Raw genomic sequence first — 17,535 nt, forward strand, 5'->3', positions numbered from 1 at the left:
AGTGCAATCATGAGCACCATTGAACATTCGACATTTGCAGCATCCGCCGCGGTTGACGGCAAAGTCCCGCCAATCCTGCTTGACGTTCAGGACCTGCGTGTCACCTTCGAAACACCAGACGGTGATGTGACTGCAGTGAATGACCTGAATTTCGATCTGCGTGCCGGTGAAACGCTGGGCATTGTGGGCGAGTCCGGTTCCGGTAAATCACAAACCGCCTTTGCCCTGATGGGACTGCTGGCCAGCAATGGCCGCATCGGCGGTTCGGCGAAATTTAATGGCCGCGAAATCCTCAATCTGCCACAACAACAGCTTAACAAGCTGCGTGCAGAGCAGATTTCGATGATTTTTCAGGATCCAATGACTTCTCTCAACCCGTATATGCGCGTTGGCGAGCAGTTGATGGAAGTTCTTATCCTGCATAAAAAAATGAGCAAGCACGAAGCTTTTGAAGAATCCGTACGCATGCTGGACGCGGTGAAAATGCCGGAAGCCCGCAAGCGTATGAAAATGTTCCCGCATGAATTCTCCGGGGGGATGCGTCAGCGTGTGATGATTGCCATGGCGTTGCTGTGCCGTCCAAAATTGCTGATTGCCGATGAGCCTACCACGGCACTGGACGTTACCGTTCAGGCGCAAATCATGACATTACTCAATGAACTGAAGTCAGAGTTCAACACAGCAATCATTATGATTACGCATGACCTTGGCGTGGTGGCCGGTATCTGCGACAAAGTGCTGGTCATGTACGCCGGGCGCACCATGGAATATGGCCGTGCACGCGATGTGTTTTATGAACCTTGCCATCCTTATTCCATCGGCCTGCTCAATGCGGTTCCTCGCCTTGATGCCGAAGGTGGCGCGATGCTGACCATTCCGGGTAACCCGCCAAACTTGCTGCGTCTGCCAAAAGGCTGTCCGTTCCAGCCGCGCTGTCCGCATGCGATGGATATCTGCTCCTCGGCACCGCCGCTCGAGCGTTTCGGTGATGGCCGTTTGCGTGCATGCTACAAGCCGCTGGAGGAACTGGTATGACAGACAACACAATCATGAACAGTGCGGCAATGAATACCCATGCGCCTGAGAAAAAAGTGCTGCTTGAAGTGGCCGATCTGAAAGTCCATTTCGACATTAAAGACGGCAAACAGTGGTTCTGGCAGCCATCGAAAACTCTGAAAGCTGTCGACGGTGTGACCCTGCGTCTGTACGAAGGAGAAACACTGGGTGTGGTGGGGGAATCCGGTTGCGGTAAATCGACTTTTGCCCGTGCGCTGATTGGGCTGGTGAAAGCCACGGATGGTCGTGTTGCATGGCTGGGTAAAGACTTGCTGAATATGTCGGACAGCGAGTGGCGCCATACGCGCAGCGATATCCAGATGATTTTCCAGGATCCGCTGGCTTCCCTGAACCCGCGTATGACCATCGGTGAAATCATTGCCGAACCCTTGAAAACCTATAATCCGAAAATGCCTCGTCTTGAGGTGAAGGAAAAAGTGAAGGCAATGATGTTAAAGGTCGGGCTGCTGCCCAATCTGATTAACCGTTATCCTCACGAATTCTCCGGTGGTCAGTGTCAGCGTATCGGTATCGCGCGTGCGCTGATCCTTGAACCGAAACTGATTATCTGCGATGAACCGGTATCTGCACTGGATGTGTCTATCCAGGCGCAGGTGGTTAACCTGCTTCAGCAGTTGCAGCGCGAAATGGGCTTGTCGCTGATTTTTATCGCGCATGATCTGGCTGTGGTGAAGCACATCTCTGACCGTGTTCTGGTTATGTACCTCGGGCATGCCGTTGAGCTGGGGACTTATGATGAGGTATATAATAACCCTCAGCATCCGTATACCCGTGCCCTGATGTCTGCGGTGCCGGTGCCGGATCCGGACAAAGAGCGCAACAAAGTCATTCAGTTGCTGGAAGGGGAATTACCTTCGCCCATTAATCCGCCGTCAGGCTGCGTGTTCCGCACCCGCTGTCCGATTGCCGGACCAGAATGTGCGATAACCCGTCCGTTGCTGGAAGGCAGCTTCCGCCACGCAGTTTCCTGCCTGAAAGTCGATCCGCTCTGATCAGTCTTCTCAGACGGAAAGCATAAAAAAAACCTGCCAATGGCAGGTTTTTTTTCGTCTTCGTATCCTTCTGCTAAGTCACTCTTTCCACAAAATGTGGCAGAGTTTATGATCTTTTTCGCGGCACAGCAGAACACGGGCGAAAATATCATTAATAGGCTGGTCTTCAGCGTCAGCCAGACCAATCACCACTTCAGCAAAAAAGTCCGGATTTATGTCGAAATCCACATGCTCAACCCAGTCTTCAGCCGGGTCATATAATTCAGCGCCGCCACGTTCTTCAAATTGCAGATTGAAGATCAGGATATCTGCCGGATCAAGGTTATCTCCGGCCAGTTCCAGAAAGATGTCGTAGGCTTGTTCAAGCGTTTCGTCTTCGGTCAGGCGATTATTCAGGTCCATATCATTCTCGTTTACAGATGAGTGTATTCAGGCTGTTTCAGGCCGATATTGCGCGTATTACATCATGCCCGGCGCGGCTTTTACAGCAGCGGACTGAAAAAGTAGAACAAACGTTCGACGATGCGGTGCCAGAAAGGACGTTTAAGCCAGGCTTCCACATCCAGTAAATGCGAGCGGGCAATATAATCTTCCTGCACGCGGCCCAAGTCATCGCCAAATCCGGCGTCATCTATCACCAGCGTTATCTCAAAATTGAGCCACAGGCTGCGCATATCCAGATTCACGGTGCCGACCAGACTGAGCTGGCCGTCGACCAGAATACTTTTGGTATGCAGCAGACCGTCTTCGAACTGGTAAATTTTGACACCGGCTTCCAGCAATTCACCAAAGAATGCCTTACTTGCCCAGGCTACCATCATCGAATCGTTCTTCATCGGCAGAATAATACTGACATCCACTCCGCGCTGCGCCGCTGTGCAAATTGCATGCAGCAGATCGTCACTTGGCACAAGATAGGGCGTCGTCATAACCAGTTGTTCGCGTGCTGAATAGGTCGCGGTCAGCAGCGCCTGGTGGATCATATCCTCAGGAAAGCCAGGACCGGAAGCGATCACCTGAATGGTATGGCCGCTTTCCTGCTCGAACGGCATCTGGTTGAGATCCGGCTCCGGAGGCAGAATGCGTTTACCGGTTTCAATTTCCCAGTCGCAGGAATACACAATGCCCATCGTGGTGGCAACAGGGCCTTCCATGCGCGCCATCAAATCTATCCACTGACCGACACCTGAATCCTGTTTGAAGAAACGCGGATCGACCATATTCATGCTGCCGGTATAAGCGACATAGTTGTCGATCAGTACGACTTTACGGTGCTGGCGCAGATCCATACGGCGCAGGAACACACGGAACAGATTCACCTGCAACGCTTCAACGACTTCGATACCGGCGTTGCGCATCATTGCCGGATAAGGGCTGCGGAAAAAAGCCACGCTGCCAGCGGAATCCAGCATCAGACGGCAATGAATACCACGGCGTGAGGCTGCCATCAGGGATTCCGCGACCTGATCAACCAGACCGCCCGGCTGCCAGATATAGAACACCATTTCGATGTTGCTGCGCGCCAGCCCGATATCGCGCATCATTGCGTGAAGCACGTCATCGCTGGTCGTCAGCAGTTGCAACTGATTGCCTTTTACACCGGCAATACCCTGACGGCGCTCGCAGAGCTGGAAAAGTGAGGCGGCAATTTCACTGTTTTCAGTGGCGAAAATACGCTTACAGTCTTTGAGATCATTCAGCCAGCGGGCGGTGGAAGGCCACATGGCTTTTGCCCGCTCCGCGCGGCGTTTGCCTAAGTGCAGTTCTCCAAACGAGAGATAGGCAATAATACCGACCAGCGGAATGATGTAGATGATCAGCAGCCATGCCATGGCGGACGGAACTGCCCGGCGCTTCATCAGAATGCGCAAGGTGACGCCGGCAATCAGTAACCAGTAACCGAAAACCAGAAGACCGCTGATTACCGTATAAAATGTTGTCATAAAGGCGAAAAGTCCTGTTCGCAAGCCATCGGCATGAGTGTACGTGAAAGGGGAAACCTTTTAACTAACTTTATCCTGCTAATCAATCAGCTACCTCTGTTATCTGTATCAGGTTAATAAAACAGTCATCGCCCTGACATCAAGGTTAGCTGATAACGTGGAGCAAGGGGGAAAACAAGACTTGGATCACAACGTCATCGGCCTATAATGTCCCGCAGTTTTTCCGCTTAAGACACTTTCTGTAAAAGAAGCAGCCACGGGCTTACGGGACATAAGTGAATGAAACGCAGTAAAAATGAAGTTGGCCGCTGGCGGATGTTACGCCAGACTCAGCGCCGCAGAAGCCGCTGGCTGGAAGGACAGTCAAGGCGCTATCGCCACATTTACCGTATCCGTCAAATCCATCATCAGCAGCACCAGCGCCTTTCGCTGTATGCCGTGAACTACGAATGGAATGCCTGATTAGCGGGATTTAGGCTGAAAAAGCGCGCCACATTTTTTGCAGACCAGCGTGGAGTTTTTGCGCACTTTCGCGCTCATCTGTTCTGAAACATAACCGCATTCCGGGCAGGTGACCTTCGTAGTTGTGCTGGTTAGAAACTTCAGTCCGTCGAAGAATGACATAATGCTTACCTCATGGGCAGGGGTAAGCATTCTAACACAGAAGCGATGAATGCAATGTGACGGCATTCGGGGAATCACGCCATGAGGTGTGATGTCATGGCGCGGGATAGCAGAAATCAGTCGAAAAGCTCTGAAAGGAAGCTCTTCTTTTTATAGGGTTTTTGAGACGAGTAATGGCCGCGGTTGTCGTAATTGCCTTGTGGCCGATGATCATCCCGACGTTCACGTTCTTCATAGCGTGCCGTTGCAGGCCGTTCTGCGGTCTGTGACGCGGCAGATTTTTCGATGATTTTATCCAGCTCACCACGATCCAGCCATACACCACGACAGTCAGGACAATAATCGATTTCAATGCCCTGACGTTCGGACATCACTAACTGACTTTCTTTGCATACCGGACATTGCATATCAGGTTCTCCGCTCGGTTGTTAAAGGGAAAGGGCGCAGGTAATAGTTTGAGTAACCGGATATTTAGACAATCAACTGACGTAAGCAAAAGTAAAGTTGATTAAAGGCAGGGCAGGAAGGTGAGGAGAACAACGGGCAGCCCGAAAAACTGCCCATAAAACATCAAAATACGCGTTTGAATGGTTTGACGGTCACGGTTTTATACACCCCAGCTTTCACGTACGGATCTTCATCCGCCCACACTTTGGCGTCTTCGAGTGTTTCGAATTCGACAATCAGTACGGAGCCGGTCATTCCTGCCGCCCCCGGATCTTCACTGTCAATGGCCGGGGTCGGGCCTGCAATCAATACGCGGCCTTGTTCATGCAATTTTTTCAGGCGTTCGATGTGAGCAGGGCGGGCGGCGGCACGTTTATCCAGCGAGCCGGAAACATCTTCGGAATAAATAACGTAGAGCATGAGTCACCTTTAATGGGGGTTTATTGAGCAATTTCAGGCAGCAAGACGCTGCCTGACTATTTTGCACAATTAACATAGCTAAACCTGAAGTCCGGTGAAAGTGCTTTGCGTAGGATCAAACCAGGCGTTATTTGAGAATAGTTGTCATCTCGGTGTTGAATATGATTGCTATTTACATTTAAACTTGCGGCTTCACGGGGAAAATGAATCATTATGCCGCTAAAAAAGTTTAGATTTATCCGCAAGGTGACGGTGCCGCTCGTGCTTGCTGTCAGTTTACATGTCGCAGTCATTGCGGGCGTGTTGTATATGACGGTGGGCGAGTCAATTAAATTGCCAAGCCAGGATCAGAAGGTGATGAGTGTAACGATGGTCAATCCGGCCGACTTTGCACCCCCGCCGCCACCGCCACAACCTGAACCGACACCGCCGGCCCCTGAGCCGGAGCCGGAAGTCGTGCCAGAACCACCGCCACCGCCTGAAGCTGTTGTTATCCCGGAGCCCCCAAAGCCCAAGCCTAAACCGGTGAAAAAGCCTGTCGTTAAACCGAAGGTGAAACCGGTTGAACGCCGGGTCGAAAAACCGACGCAAACGGTTCAAAATGCGCCCGTCACCAGCAATCAGCCGGTCACGAAACCCGTTAGCCAGCCGTCAGCGTCTACCAATGCGCAGAGCAATACCGGCCCGCGGCCTCTGCAACGTGGCGAACCTGCTTATCCGGCGCGTGCTCTGGCTTTACGTATCGAAGGGCGTGTCCGTGTGCAGTTTGATGTAGACAGCGATGGCCGTGTGCAAAACATACGTGTTCTGTCAGCTGAGCCGCGCAACATGTTTGAGCGTGAAGTGAAACAGGCGATGAACAAATGGCGCTATGAACCGAAGGCTGCCAGCAATCTTGTTGTGAACCTGGTGTTCCGAATCAAAGGCGGTTCTGCTGTCGAATAAGCCAGTATCTCGCATTACCTGTGATTTCCACGCAAAAAAGGTCGCCCTGAGAGGCGACCTTTTTATTGTGAGTTTTTTACTTTCAATAAGGCAGAACCGGCTTAGTCCTGAGAAACACCGTCGGCATCGACGCTGAAATTGCTGCGCCCGTCAGGCAACTGACGTGATTTCCCTTCATCATCCACGGCAACGTAAGTAAACACGGCTTCAGTGGCTCTGTAACGTTGCCCGATGGGCTCAGAAGAGACTTTTTTCACCCATACTTCCACGTTGATGGTGATCGAACTGTTACCGGTACGAATGCAGCGCGCGTAACAGCACACGACATCACCGACAGCCACCGGTTTAAGAAACGTCATGCCGTCAACGCGTACGGTCACTACGCGACCTTTGGCGATTTCCTTCGCCTGAATCGCACCGCCCATATCCATCTGCGACATCAACCATCCGCCAAAGATATCGCCGTTCGCATTGGTGTCAGCTGGCATCGCCAGCGTACGCAACACCATTTCACCATTGGGTAAGCTATGTTTCTCGTTCATACGATAGGCTTCACACAGTTCAACAATTGGAAAAAGTAAGGCCTTTCAAAGAAAGGCCCGTGCAGAAGAATGTTTATTTTTTTTCGTCATCCGGCATATGCCGGTAAATGTAAACACCGCTTAACAGCGTAAAGACCAGCGTCAGCACGGTCAGTCCGAATACCTTAAAGTTAACCCAGATATTTTGTGGTAACCAGAAGGCTACATAGATATTGGCCAGCCCGCACAGCAGGAAAAAAATGGCCCAGCTGACGTTCAGTTTATTCCATACGTGATCCGGCAATGTCAGTTCTTTGCCCAACATGCGCTGGATTAATGGCTTTTTCAGTACCAACTGGCTAATCAGTAATGCGCCGGAAAACAGCACATAAATGACCGTCACTTTCCATTTAATGAATTCATCATTATGGAAAACCAGAGTCAGGGTGCCGAAAACAGCGACCATCGCGAAGGTGATTAAGGTCATCTTCTCGATTTTGCGATACAGGATCCAGGTAATGACTAACGCTAACGCGGTGGCAGCAATTAACGCGCCAGATGCGACAAAAATGTCGTAAAGCTTATAAACCACAAAAAAGACAATCAGGGGAAGAAAATCGAGGAGCTGCTTCATACTTCATTCCATGTTTTATGTATGTAATGACTATACCGGAATCATTTCGCGGACAAAAGAAAAGGGCGCCGGAGCGCCCCTGAAAAAGTTGTGTCTATATTATGCATGTAATTTCATGTAAAGACGGAACAGATAAATCAGCATAAAAGCACTGATTATATTGCTCAGTGCGCCGAGAATGACGGCGCCAATCATCGGATTTAATGCGCTCAGCACGCCAACAAACAGCATCAGCACGACCTGCGCCACAATCCACAGCATCACGGCCGGGGTAACCAGACGCACATTGCTGAAGGCCAGACGGGTGCTCAGGCGCATTGCTTTGAACACGCCGGCATTCTCTTTACAGGAAATCACCGGTGACATTGACCACGCAATCGCAATCAGGAAGGCCGGAACAAACAGCAGGGCGAGGCCGATACGGAACATGATGCTGTAAATAAACAGCAAAATAGCCAGACGCGGCAAGACAGGCAATGACGCACTTATGATTTGCGTGATACTGGCGCGAACGCCCTGGGAAACCAGCTGAATCAACGTCAGAACGCCGCCAACCAGAATCACGTTTCCGGCAAGCGTCGACAGCAGAGCGGCCAGGCTGTAACGGAAAATTGCGCTTTGCTGCTCCGGAGTAATCTGCTGCTCAATATATCCCATCATATCGCTGACGCTCATGCCGGTCATATTGCTCATCAGTTGCCCGATAGACTCGACCTGCTCAGCGGAAGGACTTAAAACCCAGCTCAATATGACGGTGATTAATGCGGCCAGAACCGAGAGCGCCAAAACGCTACTCATCTGATTACGCATAAAATTATAACTGTCACGGTACAACGTACTGGCCGTGATAGACATGGACGCTCCTTGGCAAAAAGCAAAAATCAATAAGGCGGGGATTGTACCCTTTAAATGCCTCCCGCCGATAGTTTTGCGCTGATTTCCTATCAGACCCGCCGCTGAATCTCTGCTCAGACGCAACTGAGGTGACTGAGATCAATCGTCGGTAAATCGACATCCAGAGGGGGCAGACCATACTTTGCACGGGCACGATCGCAGGCGTCATTGGCGATGCCATTCAATCCTGACTGATCGAATTCGCGGCACGGTGTCGGACGGTTGGTGTAAACAGAACAGGAAACCGCGTGTCCTACTTCCCCCTTAAGGGCAACACAGCGCGGCGTTTTACTGTTAGTACCTTGCATGCAACTCAGAAAAGGGGTGACTTGCTCTGTCAGTGCCTGCGGAACACACCCGCCAGCCTCTTCAGATTCAGCCCAATAAAATGAAACGCGGAAATAAGCGCAGCATGCGCCACAGGTCATACAAGGATTGTTAATTTCGCCCATCTTGGAAGTTACCGACTCCTTACGGCACCAAACCAAAACCCACTATGAGTATGCAAATTACGCAGCGCCATTTTTTTTAGCAACTGAAATATCACCTGTTAACAAAACAACAGAATCTCCTCATTTTTGATGCAGATCAATTCCTTTGTTTTTATAGATTTAGATCGCTTTGCGGAAGATGCATTTTCTTACTTTTTGTTTTAAAGATGTGATCCCGCATTGATCAAACCATACCAAAGAGTAGGTATCATTCGCGCGGTTGATAACTAATCCACACAAAGGGAAGGGACAATGAAAGCAGCATATTGGGCATTAGTGGCAGCAGCGGCATTTCCGGCAGTCTCGAGCGCACATCAGGCCGGGGATGTGATTTTTCGCGTAGGGACCGCCACGGTTCGTCCGACAGAAGGTTCGGACAACGTGCTGGGTCTGGGTTCTTTTAATATCAATAACAACACGCAGATGGGATTAACCCTCGGCTACATGTTCACTGACAATATCGGGATGGAGTTGCTGGCCGCCACACCGTTCCAGCACAAAGTCGGTCTGCAAAGTACCGGGACTATCGCAGAAGTGAAACAGTTACCGCCGTCCCTGATGGCACAATATTACTTTGGTGACCGGCAGGACAAATTGCGTCCGTACCTCGGTGTGGGTATCAACTACACCACATTCTATGACGCAGATTTTAACCAGACCGGGCGTGATGCCGGGCTTTCAGATTTAAGCGTCAAAGATTCCTGGGGCGTGGCAACGCAGGCCGGTCTGGATTACAACCTGGACGATAACTGGTTGATTAACATGTCTGTCTGGTGGATGGATATTGATACTGAAGTCAAATTCAAAGCCGGTGGTGAGCAGCAAAACATCAACACCCGGATCGACCCATGGGTCTTTATGTTTGGCGCCGGCTATCGTTTCTGATTTTTCTGGCAACGCATAAAAAAAGAGGCGCTTCTGCGCCTCTTCAGTCATTCACCCGTTCTGTTCCAGGCTATTTCAGCCGCATGTCATTCTCAATCGAGCGCACACCAGATACGCCGCGAGTCACTTCAACTGCACGGTTTGCATCCGCCGTTGACGTCACAAAACCACTCAACTGCACGCGGCCTTTAAAGGTTTCGACGCTGATCTCAGTGGATTTAATGCTCTTATCTGCCAGCAGGGCAGATTTAACTTTTGTGGTGATGACAGTGTCATCGATGTAACCACCGGTTCCTTCTGATTTTTTCGTCGGCGCACAAGCGGCAACAGCCATGACCACAACCGCAGCCATGCAGAATGCGGACAATGTTTTGAATAGCTTCATAAATAACACTCCATGATTTGTTATAAAACCAAAAGAAACAAACTCTTAACCGACCACGTGATATTAATATCGCGCACAATATCATTGATCTGCAGAGTCATTTTAGTTTGGATTATTGAAAGGGGTAATACAAATTAAGCGGGGTAAAAAAATAGTAAGAAATTAAAAGAAACAGAACCTTAGTCACTTTTCGGCTGAGGTTCTGTCTGAGAACAACTACTGAGCGCGTGTAGCCGCTTTCATTTCGCTGACGAAACGGGAAAGCTGGGCCAGCATTTCAGAAGGTTGATGCAGATTGTTTTCGATAATGCGCACCGTCGCTGAACCGGAAATAGCTCCGGCTGCGCCTGCGGCCAGCGTTTCTTTCACCTGTGAAGGTTCGGAAATACCGAAGCCCTGCAAAGGCGGTGCCGCATTGTATTCGCGAAGTTTATCCACCAGATGATTCAGCGGCGTCAGCGCGCGTTTTTCTGTGCCCGTCACACCAGCACGTGACAGCAAATAGGTGTAGCCACGGCCATGAGACGAAATCTCACGCAGTAAATCGTCAGAGGCATTTGGCGGACAGATGAAAATAGGGGCGATGCCGTGGCGTAAGGCAGCCGCACGGAATGGCGCAGATTCTTCAAATGGCACATCGGCGACCAGTACCGAATCGACCCCCACTTCAGCACAACGCTGATAGAAAGTTTCAATGCCGTTGTGGAACACCAGATTGGCGTACATGAGCAGGCCAATCGGGATATCCGGATGCTTTTCCCGGATGCGCGCCAGCATATTGAAGCAGTGCGTTGGCGTTACACCCGCAGCAAAAGCACGAAGGTTTGCATTCTGAATCGTCGGGCCATCGGCCAGAGGATCGGAGAACGGGATACCCAGTTCCAGTGCGTCGGCACCGGCTTCAATCAGCGTATCGATGATTGACAGTGACAGCTCAACGCCCGGATCGCCCAGCGTGACAAAAGGAACAAAAGCCCCTTCTTTTTTGCTTTCCAGACGCTTGAATAATTGCTGATAACGTTCCATTAAATCTCTCCCCGGGCAGTCAGGATGTCGTGTACGGTGAAAATGTCTTTATCGCCGCGGCCGGACAGGTTCACGACCAGAATCTGTTCTTTTTCTGGTGTTTCCTTGATCAGTTTCAGCGCGTAAGCCAGCGCATGAGAGGATTCCAGCGCCGGAATAATCCCTTCATTGCGGGACAACTCTTTAAAGGCTTCCAGCGCCTCATCATCGGTAATGGAGACATATTCTGCACGGCCAATGCTGTTGAGGAAGGCGTGTTGCGGGCCTACAGACGGGAAATCCAGACCGGCAGAAATGGAATACGATTCTTCGATCTGACCTTCAGAGGTCTGCATCATCGGCGCTTTCATGCCGAAGTAAATGCCAACGTGACCATGTTTCAGTGGTGCGCCGTGTTGTCCGGTTTCGATGCCCAGACCGCCAGGTTCAACGCCGATCAGTTTCACACTGGTGTCGTCGATGAAATCGGCAAACATACCGATCGCATTGGAGCCGCCACCGACGCAGGCAATAACGGCATCCGGCAGACAGCCTTCGCGTTCCTGCATCTGTGCTTTAGTTTCTTCGCCGATCATACGCTGGAATTCACGCACGATGGTCGGATAAGGATGCGGGCCCGCCGCCGTGCCCAGCATATAGTGGGCTTTTTCATAGCTGCCGGACCAGTCGCGCAGTGCCTCATTACAGGCATCTTTCAGCGTAGAAGAACCGCTGTGTACAGGAATGACTTCAGCCCCCATCAGACGCATACGGAACACGTTTGGCGACTGACGTTCAATGTCTTTTGCGCCCATATAAATGCGGCATTTCAGGCCGAGCAGGGCACAGGCCAGTGCCGATGCCACGCCATGCTGCCCCGCGCCGGTTTCGGCGATAATTTCAGTTTTGCCCATACGTTTGGCAAGCAATGCCTGACCCAACACCTGGTTAGTTTTGTGCGCGCCGCCGTGCAGCAAATCTTCACGTTTAAGATACAGCCTGGTTTTGGTTCCGACGGTCAGGTTTTTGCACAGCGTCAGTGCTGTCGGGCGGCCGGCATAGTTTTTCAGCAGATCAATGAATTCAGCCTGAAACTCAGGGTCGCGCTGCGCGCTGACAAAAGCCTCTTCGAGCTGGGCCAGCGCAGGCATCAGAATTTGCGGAACATACTGGCCGCCAAATTCGCCGAAGTAGGGATTAAGTAAAGTCATGTTATTCCGTCCTGTCTGTCAATTTTTGCGACATTGCGTGCGGCTTAATACGCCCGCAATGTCTGGAATACGGCGGTAATTTTTTCGGCATCTTTGATGCCAGGCTCGCTTTCAACACCGGAGTTGAAATCCAGCCCTGCGCAACCGAGCTGTGCGGCCTGGACGCAATTATCTGCGCTCAGCCCACCGGCCAGCAGCACATTGCTGAGATCCTGCCCGGCCAGCGTGCTCCAGTCGAAACGATAACCCGTGCCGCCTTTGCCGTTGTCCAGCACGTAGCGGTCAACGTGATTCAGATTGCGCAGCGGCAGGGTGTCTTTGACACTCAGTGCTTTCCAGATCTGAATGGCTCCCGGCAGCGTTGCGCGCAATTGATCGATATACGCCTGACTTTCATCTCCGTGAAGTTGCACGGCAGTCAGATTCAGTGTCTGCGCAGTTTCTGCCACGTTGCTGACGGGCTCATCACGGAATACGCCGACATATTTAAGCGGCGCGCCGTTCTGCACTTCCTTCGCCCGCGTTTGTGTCACGAAACGTGGTGAGGTTTCGACAAATATCAGCCCGCCATAAATAGCGCCAGCCAGGTGCGCGGCTTTAGCATCCTGCGGGCGTGTCAGGCCACAGACCTTGTTTTCACCGAGCAGCACACGGCGCACGGCACTGCTCAGATCTTGTTCCGACATCAGGGCGCTGCCAATCAGGAAACCATTGGCGAAGCGGCTCAGTTCACGGATTTGTCCGTAAGTATTAATACCTGATTCACTGATGACCGTGACGCCATGCGGTACGCGCGGTGCCAGCTCACGGGTGCGGTTCAGGTCGATAGATAAATCGCGCAAATCGCGGTTATTGATACCGACAACTTTGGCTTTCAGTTTCACGGCGCGATCCAGTTCTTCTTCATTACTGGCTTCCGTCAGCACGCCCATATTCAGGCTGTGCGCCACGGCCGCCAGCTGAACGTACTGATCGTCATTGAGCACGGAGAGCATCAGTAAAATGGCATCGGCCTGATAGAAACGGGCCAGATGGATCTGATACGGGTCGATAATAAAATCTTTGCACAGCACCGGTTGCGTGACGGTTTTGCTCACCAGCGGCAGGAAATCAAAACTGCCCTGGAAGTATTTCTCGTCCGTTAATACGGAGATAGCGGAGGCGTAGTCTTTATAAACGCTGGCAATTTCTACCGGATCGAAATTCTCGCGGATCTTGCCTTTCGACGGAGAAGCTTGTTTGCACTCCAGAATGAAGGCTGTTCTCGCGCCTTGCAGGGCATGGTAGAAACTGCGCTGGCTCTGGGTGATTTCGTTCTGAAAGCTGGCCAGTGGTTGTTGTTCTTTGCGTGCCGCGACCCAAATTTCCTTATCGCGAACAATTTTGTGGAGCACGGTTTCCTGCTGCATCACTTATCCTCTTGCTGCCAATGCTACCACGCGCTGGTAGGGTTCACCGCTGCGCATGGCGGCCAAAGCCTGTTGTGCGTTTTGCTTTAAATCTTCCTGACCGAACAGACGCAGTAACATCGCCACATTGGCGGCCACCGCGGCTTCATGGGCCGGATCTCCTTTACCTTGTAATAAGCGTGCCAGAATGTCACGGTTTTCTTCCGGCTCGCCGCCCAGCAGGGATTCAATCGGATAATTATCCAGACCGAAGTCCTGCGGCGTCAGTTCGTAAGTGGTTATTTGACCGTCTTTCAGCTCCGCAACCTGCGTTGCCGCGTGGATTGCCACTTCATCCATACCACCGCCGTGAACCACCGCAGCACGCTCATAACCCAGCGCCCGTAATGTCTCCGCAATCGGCTGTACCAGTTCCGGGCTGTACACGCCAATCAGTGCCAGCGGCGGACGTGCCGGATTAATCAGCGGTCCCAGCACATTAAACAGTGTGCGGGTCTTCAGCGATTTACGCACCGGCATCGCATGGCGGAAACCGGTGTGGTATTGCGGCGCGAACAGGAAACACACACCCAGATCGTCGAGCGCGGCCCGGGATCCTTCCGCAGGCATATCCAGACGGATGTCAAACGCGGCCAGTAAATCCGATGACCCCGAACGGCTGGATACACTGCGGTTGCCGTGTTTTGCCACCCGTACGCCACAGGCCGCAGCCACAAAGGCGCTGGCAGTGGAAATATTGATGCTGTTGGTGCCGTCGCCGCCGGTGCCGACGATGTCCGCGAACGGATAGTCCGGACGCGGGAACGGCTCGGCGTGTGCCAGTAGCGCTCTGGCGGCGCCGGCGATTTCAGCCGGTTGCTCACCGCGTACTTTCATGCTGATTAAGGCACCTGCCAGTTGTGCTGGCTCCAGTTCGCCATTCACGATGGCGGTAAATAACTGCTGGCTTTCTTCCTGAGTCATCGTCTGAGCGCGAAACAGATTGTCGAGAATGCCGGGAATAGTTTGCGTTTGCATGACCGTTCTCCTTACGCCAAAGCCCAGGCCAGTGTCTGCTCAAGCAGACGGGCGCCCTGTGAAGTTAAAATGGATTCCGGGTGGAACTGGAAACCACAAACGCGATCTTCTTCGTGACGTACTGCCATTACCATATCGCCGTAACGGGCGTTGACGGTCAGCCCGTCAGGGATCTGGCTGCCCACCAGCGAGTGATAACGTGCTACCGGCAGCGGATTGTTCATGCCAGCAAACATGGCTTCATTATCATGCGTAATTGCCGAGGCTTTGCCGTGCAGGATTTCACCGGCCTGGCCGACGAAACCGCCGTAGGTTTCCACAATCGCCTGATGACCGAGACAGATGCCGATAATCGGCAACTGACCGCGCAGGCGTTTGAGCAGTTCAGGCATACACCCGGCTTCTGACGGCGTACCCGGTCCCGGAGAAAGCACCAGCACCGGTTTTTCCAGCTGGCTGAGTTTTTCGATAATCACGTCAGCCGGGATCTGATTGCGGTAAATCACCACGTTGTGACCGCTTGAGCGCAGTTGATCGACGAGGTTGTAAGTAAAGGAATCGACGTTATCGATAAGTAAAATATCGGCCATCTTAAAATACCTCTTTCGCATTGTGGGCGGTGGCGATGGCACGCAGCACTGCACGGGCTTTATTTCGGGTTTCGTCGGCTTCGGCTTGCGGCACGGAGTCCAGCACCACGCCGCCGCCTGCCTGCACGGTGGCGATGCCGTCTTCCACGTAAGCGGAGCGGATCACGATGCAGGTATCCAGATCACCCTGGGCAGTGAAGTAACCCACCGCGCCGCCGTAACTGCCGCGACGGGTTTGTTCGGAGGCTGAAATCAGTTGCATGGCGCGCACTTTCGGTGCGCCGGTCAGCGTGCCCATGTTCATCACCGCCTGATAGGCGTGCAGCACGTCGAGGTCATGACGCAGTGTGCCTACCACGCGGGATACCAGATGCATCACGAAGGAATAACGGTCAACTTTAGTCAGGTCGGCCACGTAACGGCTGCCCGGTTCGCAGATACGCGCCAGATCATTACGCGCCAAATCCACCAGCATCAGATGTTCCGCCAGCTCTTTATGGTCGGTCCGCATCTCCAGTTCGATACGGCTGTCGAGATCTAAATCCAGTGAACCGTCAGCACGGCGACCACGAGGGCGTGTACCGGCAATCGGATAGATTTCAATCTGGCGATTGGTCGCGTCATATTTCAGAGCGCTTTCCGGTGATGCGCCGAACAACGTGAAATCGTTATCCTGCATGAAGAACATGTACGGGCTCGGGTTGTTATTTTTCAGTGTTTCATAAGCGGCCAGCGGAGCAGGGCACGGCAGTGAGAAGCGACGTGAAGGGACGACCTGGAAAATCTCACCGGCGCGGATGGCTACTTTCATTTTCTCCACCACGGCACCAAACTCTTCATCGCTCTGATTTATGCTCAGTTGCATCGCCAGCACGCTCTGGTGCGGAATGGCATGCGGTGGTAATTGTAACTGGTATTGCAACTGTTCAAGACGTGTACCCAGGCGCTGTTTCTCTTGCGGTGACGGCGTAAACAGACTGGCCTGCAAACGGCATGTACGGTTCTGGTGGTCGAGCACCAGCAGAGTTTCTGCCAGATAGAAGCAGAAATCCGGGCAACGCTGGTCAGATGCTAATGTCGGTAAGTCTTCAAAACCGGCGACCAGATCGTAAGCAAACAGACCGCCGAGGAACATCGCTTCGCGCTCCTCGGCGGGTGCTTCAACCGAGGTCAGGATGCTGCGCAGCGCATCAAACACGGAGCGTGAACGCAGACGGGCGTCTTCGTCCTGCATCTGGTCGATGGACGGGAAGCTCAGTTCGCGGCCGTTGGGACGCACATCATTGCGAATTTCAGCCGGTAACGCGGCATCAATCAGTGAGAGTAATGACGCGCCGTTTGGTGTCAGTGCCTGAATTGAAACCCGGGAACCCAGCGCTGTGATGCGCAGGGCGCTGTCGACAATCAACAGGCTCTTCAGGTTCTCTTTACTGGTCACCTCGGAGGACTCCAGCAGCAGGGTCGCCGGACGGGCGCCGCACAACTGATGGAAAATGGCCGTCGGGTCGCCGCGGTAACATCCTTCTGCGGTTAGCAATTCTAAACGTGGTTTCTGAATAGTCATTTTGCTTCCTGAAATTTTCTCAACGTTTGTGTTAAACGGATTTCAAACTGACGGCCACAAAAAAGCCCGCATTATGCGGGCTTCGGAAATCTTGCAGCGTCTGATGACAGCTATGCGTGATTACTCCGCCCGCCAGGGAGAAGTACGCCAACCGCTGAGAACCGCCATCATGTGAGTTTTCATCATCAGACACCCTTGTTTGCTTATGAAGTTTTCGTCTTTAAAACGTAAACTTTCCGAATCGGTTTGTCACGTCGTTCATTTCTGAACTGCCCCGTGAACTTGCGTACTAGTAAACTAGTTCACAGATGTAATGTCAACCCTCTTTTTCCTGTCAATCCCACCTTTAGTGCGACTGCATTGTGCAGAAAGTGTTATCGCACCGTAACAGTGCGTAACGGCCGGGTGAAATCATTCCTGACGTGTTCGCCCCTGACGCGTTATGATATGCACTGCATTCAGAAACAGGTTAACCCTCCAC

19 protein-coding genes, 1 pseudogene and 1 other annotated feature are annotated in these 17,535 nt (G+C 52.2%); of the genes and pseudogenes, 5 read left to right on the forward strand and 15 right to left on the reverse strand.

The window, feature by feature from the left end; translation table 11 throughout:
* Positions 1–9 precede the first annotated feature (9 nt).
* Together oppD and oppF are read left to right on the forward strand one after the other, a co-directional pair.
* Complete coding sequence (gene oppD / locus RAHAQ2_RS09845; RefSeq protein ID WP_015697082.1) at positions 10–1,035, forward strand: ABC transporter ATP-binding protein; 1,026 nt, start codon at positions 10–12, stop codon at positions 1,033–1,035.
* A gap of 29 nt (positions 1,036–1,064) precedes the next feature.
* Positions 1,065–2,069, forward strand: a complete 1,005-nt coding sequence (gene oppF / locus RAHAQ2_RS09850) for a murein tripeptide/oligopeptide ABC transporter ATP binding protein OppF (RefSeq protein WP_015690069.1) — start codon at positions 1,065–1,067, stop codon at positions 2,067–2,069.
* Between the two features lie 78 nt (positions 2,070–2,147).
* Here the strand turns inward: oppF and RAHAQ2_RS09855 are convergent, their stop codons facing one another.
* Positions 2,148–2,471, reverse strand: a complete 324-nt coding sequence (locus tag RAHAQ2_RS09855; protein WP_015697083.1) for an HI1450 family dsDNA-mimic protein — start codon at positions 2,469–2,471, stop codon at positions 2,148–2,150.
* A gap of 80 nt (positions 2,472–2,551) precedes the next feature.
* Positions 2,552–4,012: a cardiolipin synthase gene (gene cls, locus RAHAQ2_RS09860; protein ID WP_015697084.1), complete on the reverse strand. Its 1,461-nt coding sequence runs from the start codon at positions 4,010–4,012 to the stop codon at positions 2,552–2,554.
* A gap of 279 nt (positions 4,013–4,291) precedes the next feature.
* Here cls and RAHAQ2_RS09865 point away from each other — a divergent pair, with 279 nt between their 5' ends.
* On the forward strand, positions 4,292–4,474 hold the full coding sequence (locus RAHAQ2_RS09865) for a YciY family protein (RefSeq protein ID WP_015697085.1): 183 nt from the start codon (positions 4,292–4,294) through the stop codon (positions 4,472–4,474).
* On the opposite strand, the gene RAHAQ2_RS25950 is transcribed toward RAHAQ2_RS09865, so the two are convergent.
* The 3 genes from RAHAQ2_RS25950 to RAHAQ2_RS09875 form a co-directional block, all read right to left on the reverse strand.
* A complete protein-coding gene (locus tag RAHAQ2_RS25950; protein ID WP_337999434.1) occupies positions 4,475–4,702 on the reverse strand; it encodes a YnfU family zinc-binding protein in 228 nt (75 codons plus the stop codon). It lies immediately after the preceding gene.
* Positions 4,703–4,752: 50 nt separating this feature from the next.
* Entirely contained in the window at positions 4,753–5,043 is a 291-nt protein-coding gene (locus tag RAHAQ2_RS09870) for a TFIIB-type zinc ribbon-containing protein (RefSeq protein ID WP_015697087.1), read from the reverse strand.
* Between the two features lie 163 nt (positions 5,044–5,206).
* Complete coding sequence (locus RAHAQ2_RS09875; protein ID WP_015697088.1) at positions 5,207–5,503, reverse strand: YciI family protein; 297 nt, start codon at positions 5,501–5,503, stop codon at positions 5,207–5,209.
* A gap of 213 nt (positions 5,504–5,716) precedes the next feature.
* Here RAHAQ2_RS09875 and RAHAQ2_RS09880 point away from each other — a divergent pair, with 213 nt between their 5' ends.
* Positions 5,717–6,448, forward strand: coding sequence for an energy transducer TonB (locus RAHAQ2_RS09880; protein WP_015697089.1), 732 nt, complete (start codon positions 5,717–5,719; stop codon positions 6,446–6,448).
* 101 nt (positions 6,449–6,549) lie between these two features.
* Here the strand turns inward: RAHAQ2_RS09880 and yciA are convergent, their stop codons facing one another.
* The 4 genes from yciA to RAHAQ2_RS09900 form a co-directional block, all read right to left on the reverse strand.
* A complete protein-coding gene (gene yciA, locus RAHAQ2_RS09885) occupies positions 6,550–6,990 on the reverse strand; it encodes an acyl-CoA thioester hydrolase YciA (protein ID WP_015697090.1) in 441 nt (146 codons plus the stop codon).
* A 73-nt stretch (positions 6,991–7,063) separates the two neighbouring features.
* Entirely contained in the window at positions 7,064–7,603 is a 540-nt protein-coding gene (locus RAHAQ2_RS09890) for a septation protein A (RefSeq protein ID WP_015697091.1), read from the reverse strand.
* A 99-nt stretch (positions 7,604–7,702) separates the two neighbouring features.
* Complete coding sequence (locus RAHAQ2_RS09895; protein WP_015697092.1) at positions 7,703–8,458, reverse strand: YciC family protein; 756 nt, start codon at positions 8,456–8,458, stop codon at positions 7,703–7,705.
* A gap of 113 nt (positions 8,459–8,571) precedes the next feature.
* Positions 8,572–8,949, reverse strand: a complete 378-nt coding sequence (locus RAHAQ2_RS09900) for a YkgJ family cysteine cluster protein (RefSeq protein ID WP_015697093.1) — start codon at positions 8,947–8,949, stop codon at positions 8,572–8,574.
* Positions 8,950–9,240: 291 nt separating this feature from the next.
* On the opposite strand from RAHAQ2_RS09900, the gene ompW reads away from it, so the two are divergent.
* Positions 9,241–9,873 (forward strand): outer membrane protein OmpW, encoded by a 633-nt coding sequence (gene ompW, locus RAHAQ2_RS09905; RefSeq protein WP_013575931.1) that lies wholly within the window; start codon positions 9,241–9,243, stop codon positions 9,871–9,873.
* A 70-nt stretch (positions 9,874–9,943) separates the two neighbouring features.
* Here ompW and RAHAQ2_RS09910 read toward each other — a convergent pair whose 3' ends face one another.
* The 6 genes and pseudogenes from RAHAQ2_RS09910 to RAHAQ2_RS09940 form a co-directional block, all read right to left on the reverse strand.
* Entirely contained in the window at positions 9,944–10,258 is a 315-nt protein-coding gene (locus tag RAHAQ2_RS09910) for a BON domain-containing protein (RefSeq protein WP_015697094.1), read from the reverse strand.
* 216 nt (positions 10,259–10,474) lie between these two features.
* The gene (gene trpA / locus RAHAQ2_RS09915; RefSeq protein WP_015697095.1) at positions 10,475–11,284 is read right to left on the reverse strand and encodes a tryptophan synthase subunit alpha; all 810 of its coding nucleotides are present in this window, start codon (positions 11,282–11,284) and stop codon (positions 10,475–10,477) included.
* Complete coding sequence (gene trpB / locus RAHAQ2_RS09920) at positions 11,284–12,474, reverse strand: tryptophan synthase subunit beta (protein ID WP_015697096.1); 1,191 nt, start codon at positions 12,472–12,474, stop codon at positions 11,284–11,286. Before trpB ends, trpA begins: the two co-directional genes overlap by 1 nt.
* Positions 12,475–12,518: 44 nt before the next feature.
* Entirely contained in the window at positions 12,519–13,883 is a 1,365-nt protein-coding gene (trpCF, locus tag RAHAQ2_RS09925; protein ID WP_015697097.1) for a bifunctional indole-3-glycerol-phosphate synthase TrpC/phosphoribosylanthranilate isomerase TrpF, read from the reverse strand.
* Positions 13,884–13,886: 3 nt separating this feature from the next.
* Positions 13,887–15,490 (reverse strand): annotated as a pseudogene (gene trpD, locus RAHAQ2_RS25955) (bifunctional anthranilate synthase glutamate amidotransferase component TrpG/anthranilate phosphoribosyltransferase TrpD).
* Position 15,491: 1 nt separating this feature from the next.
* Positions 15,492–17,054 carry an anthranilate synthase component 1 gene (locus RAHAQ2_RS09940; protein ID WP_015697100.1) on the reverse strand — a complete coding sequence of 521 codons (1,563 nt, stop codon included), beginning with the start codon at positions 17,052–17,054 and terminating at the stop codon, positions 15,492–15,494.
* Positions 17,055–17,110: 56 nt separating this feature from the next.
* Positions 17,111–17,213, reverse strand: a sequence feature (Trp leader region).
* Positions 17,214–17,535: the final 322 nt, after the last annotated feature.

This window comes from Rahnella aquatilis CIP 78.65 = ATCC 33071 (assembly GCF_000241955.1).
GTDB classification, from domain to species: domain Bacteria; phylum Pseudomonadota; class Gammaproteobacteria; order Enterobacterales; family Enterobacteriaceae; genus Rahnella; species Rahnella aquatilis.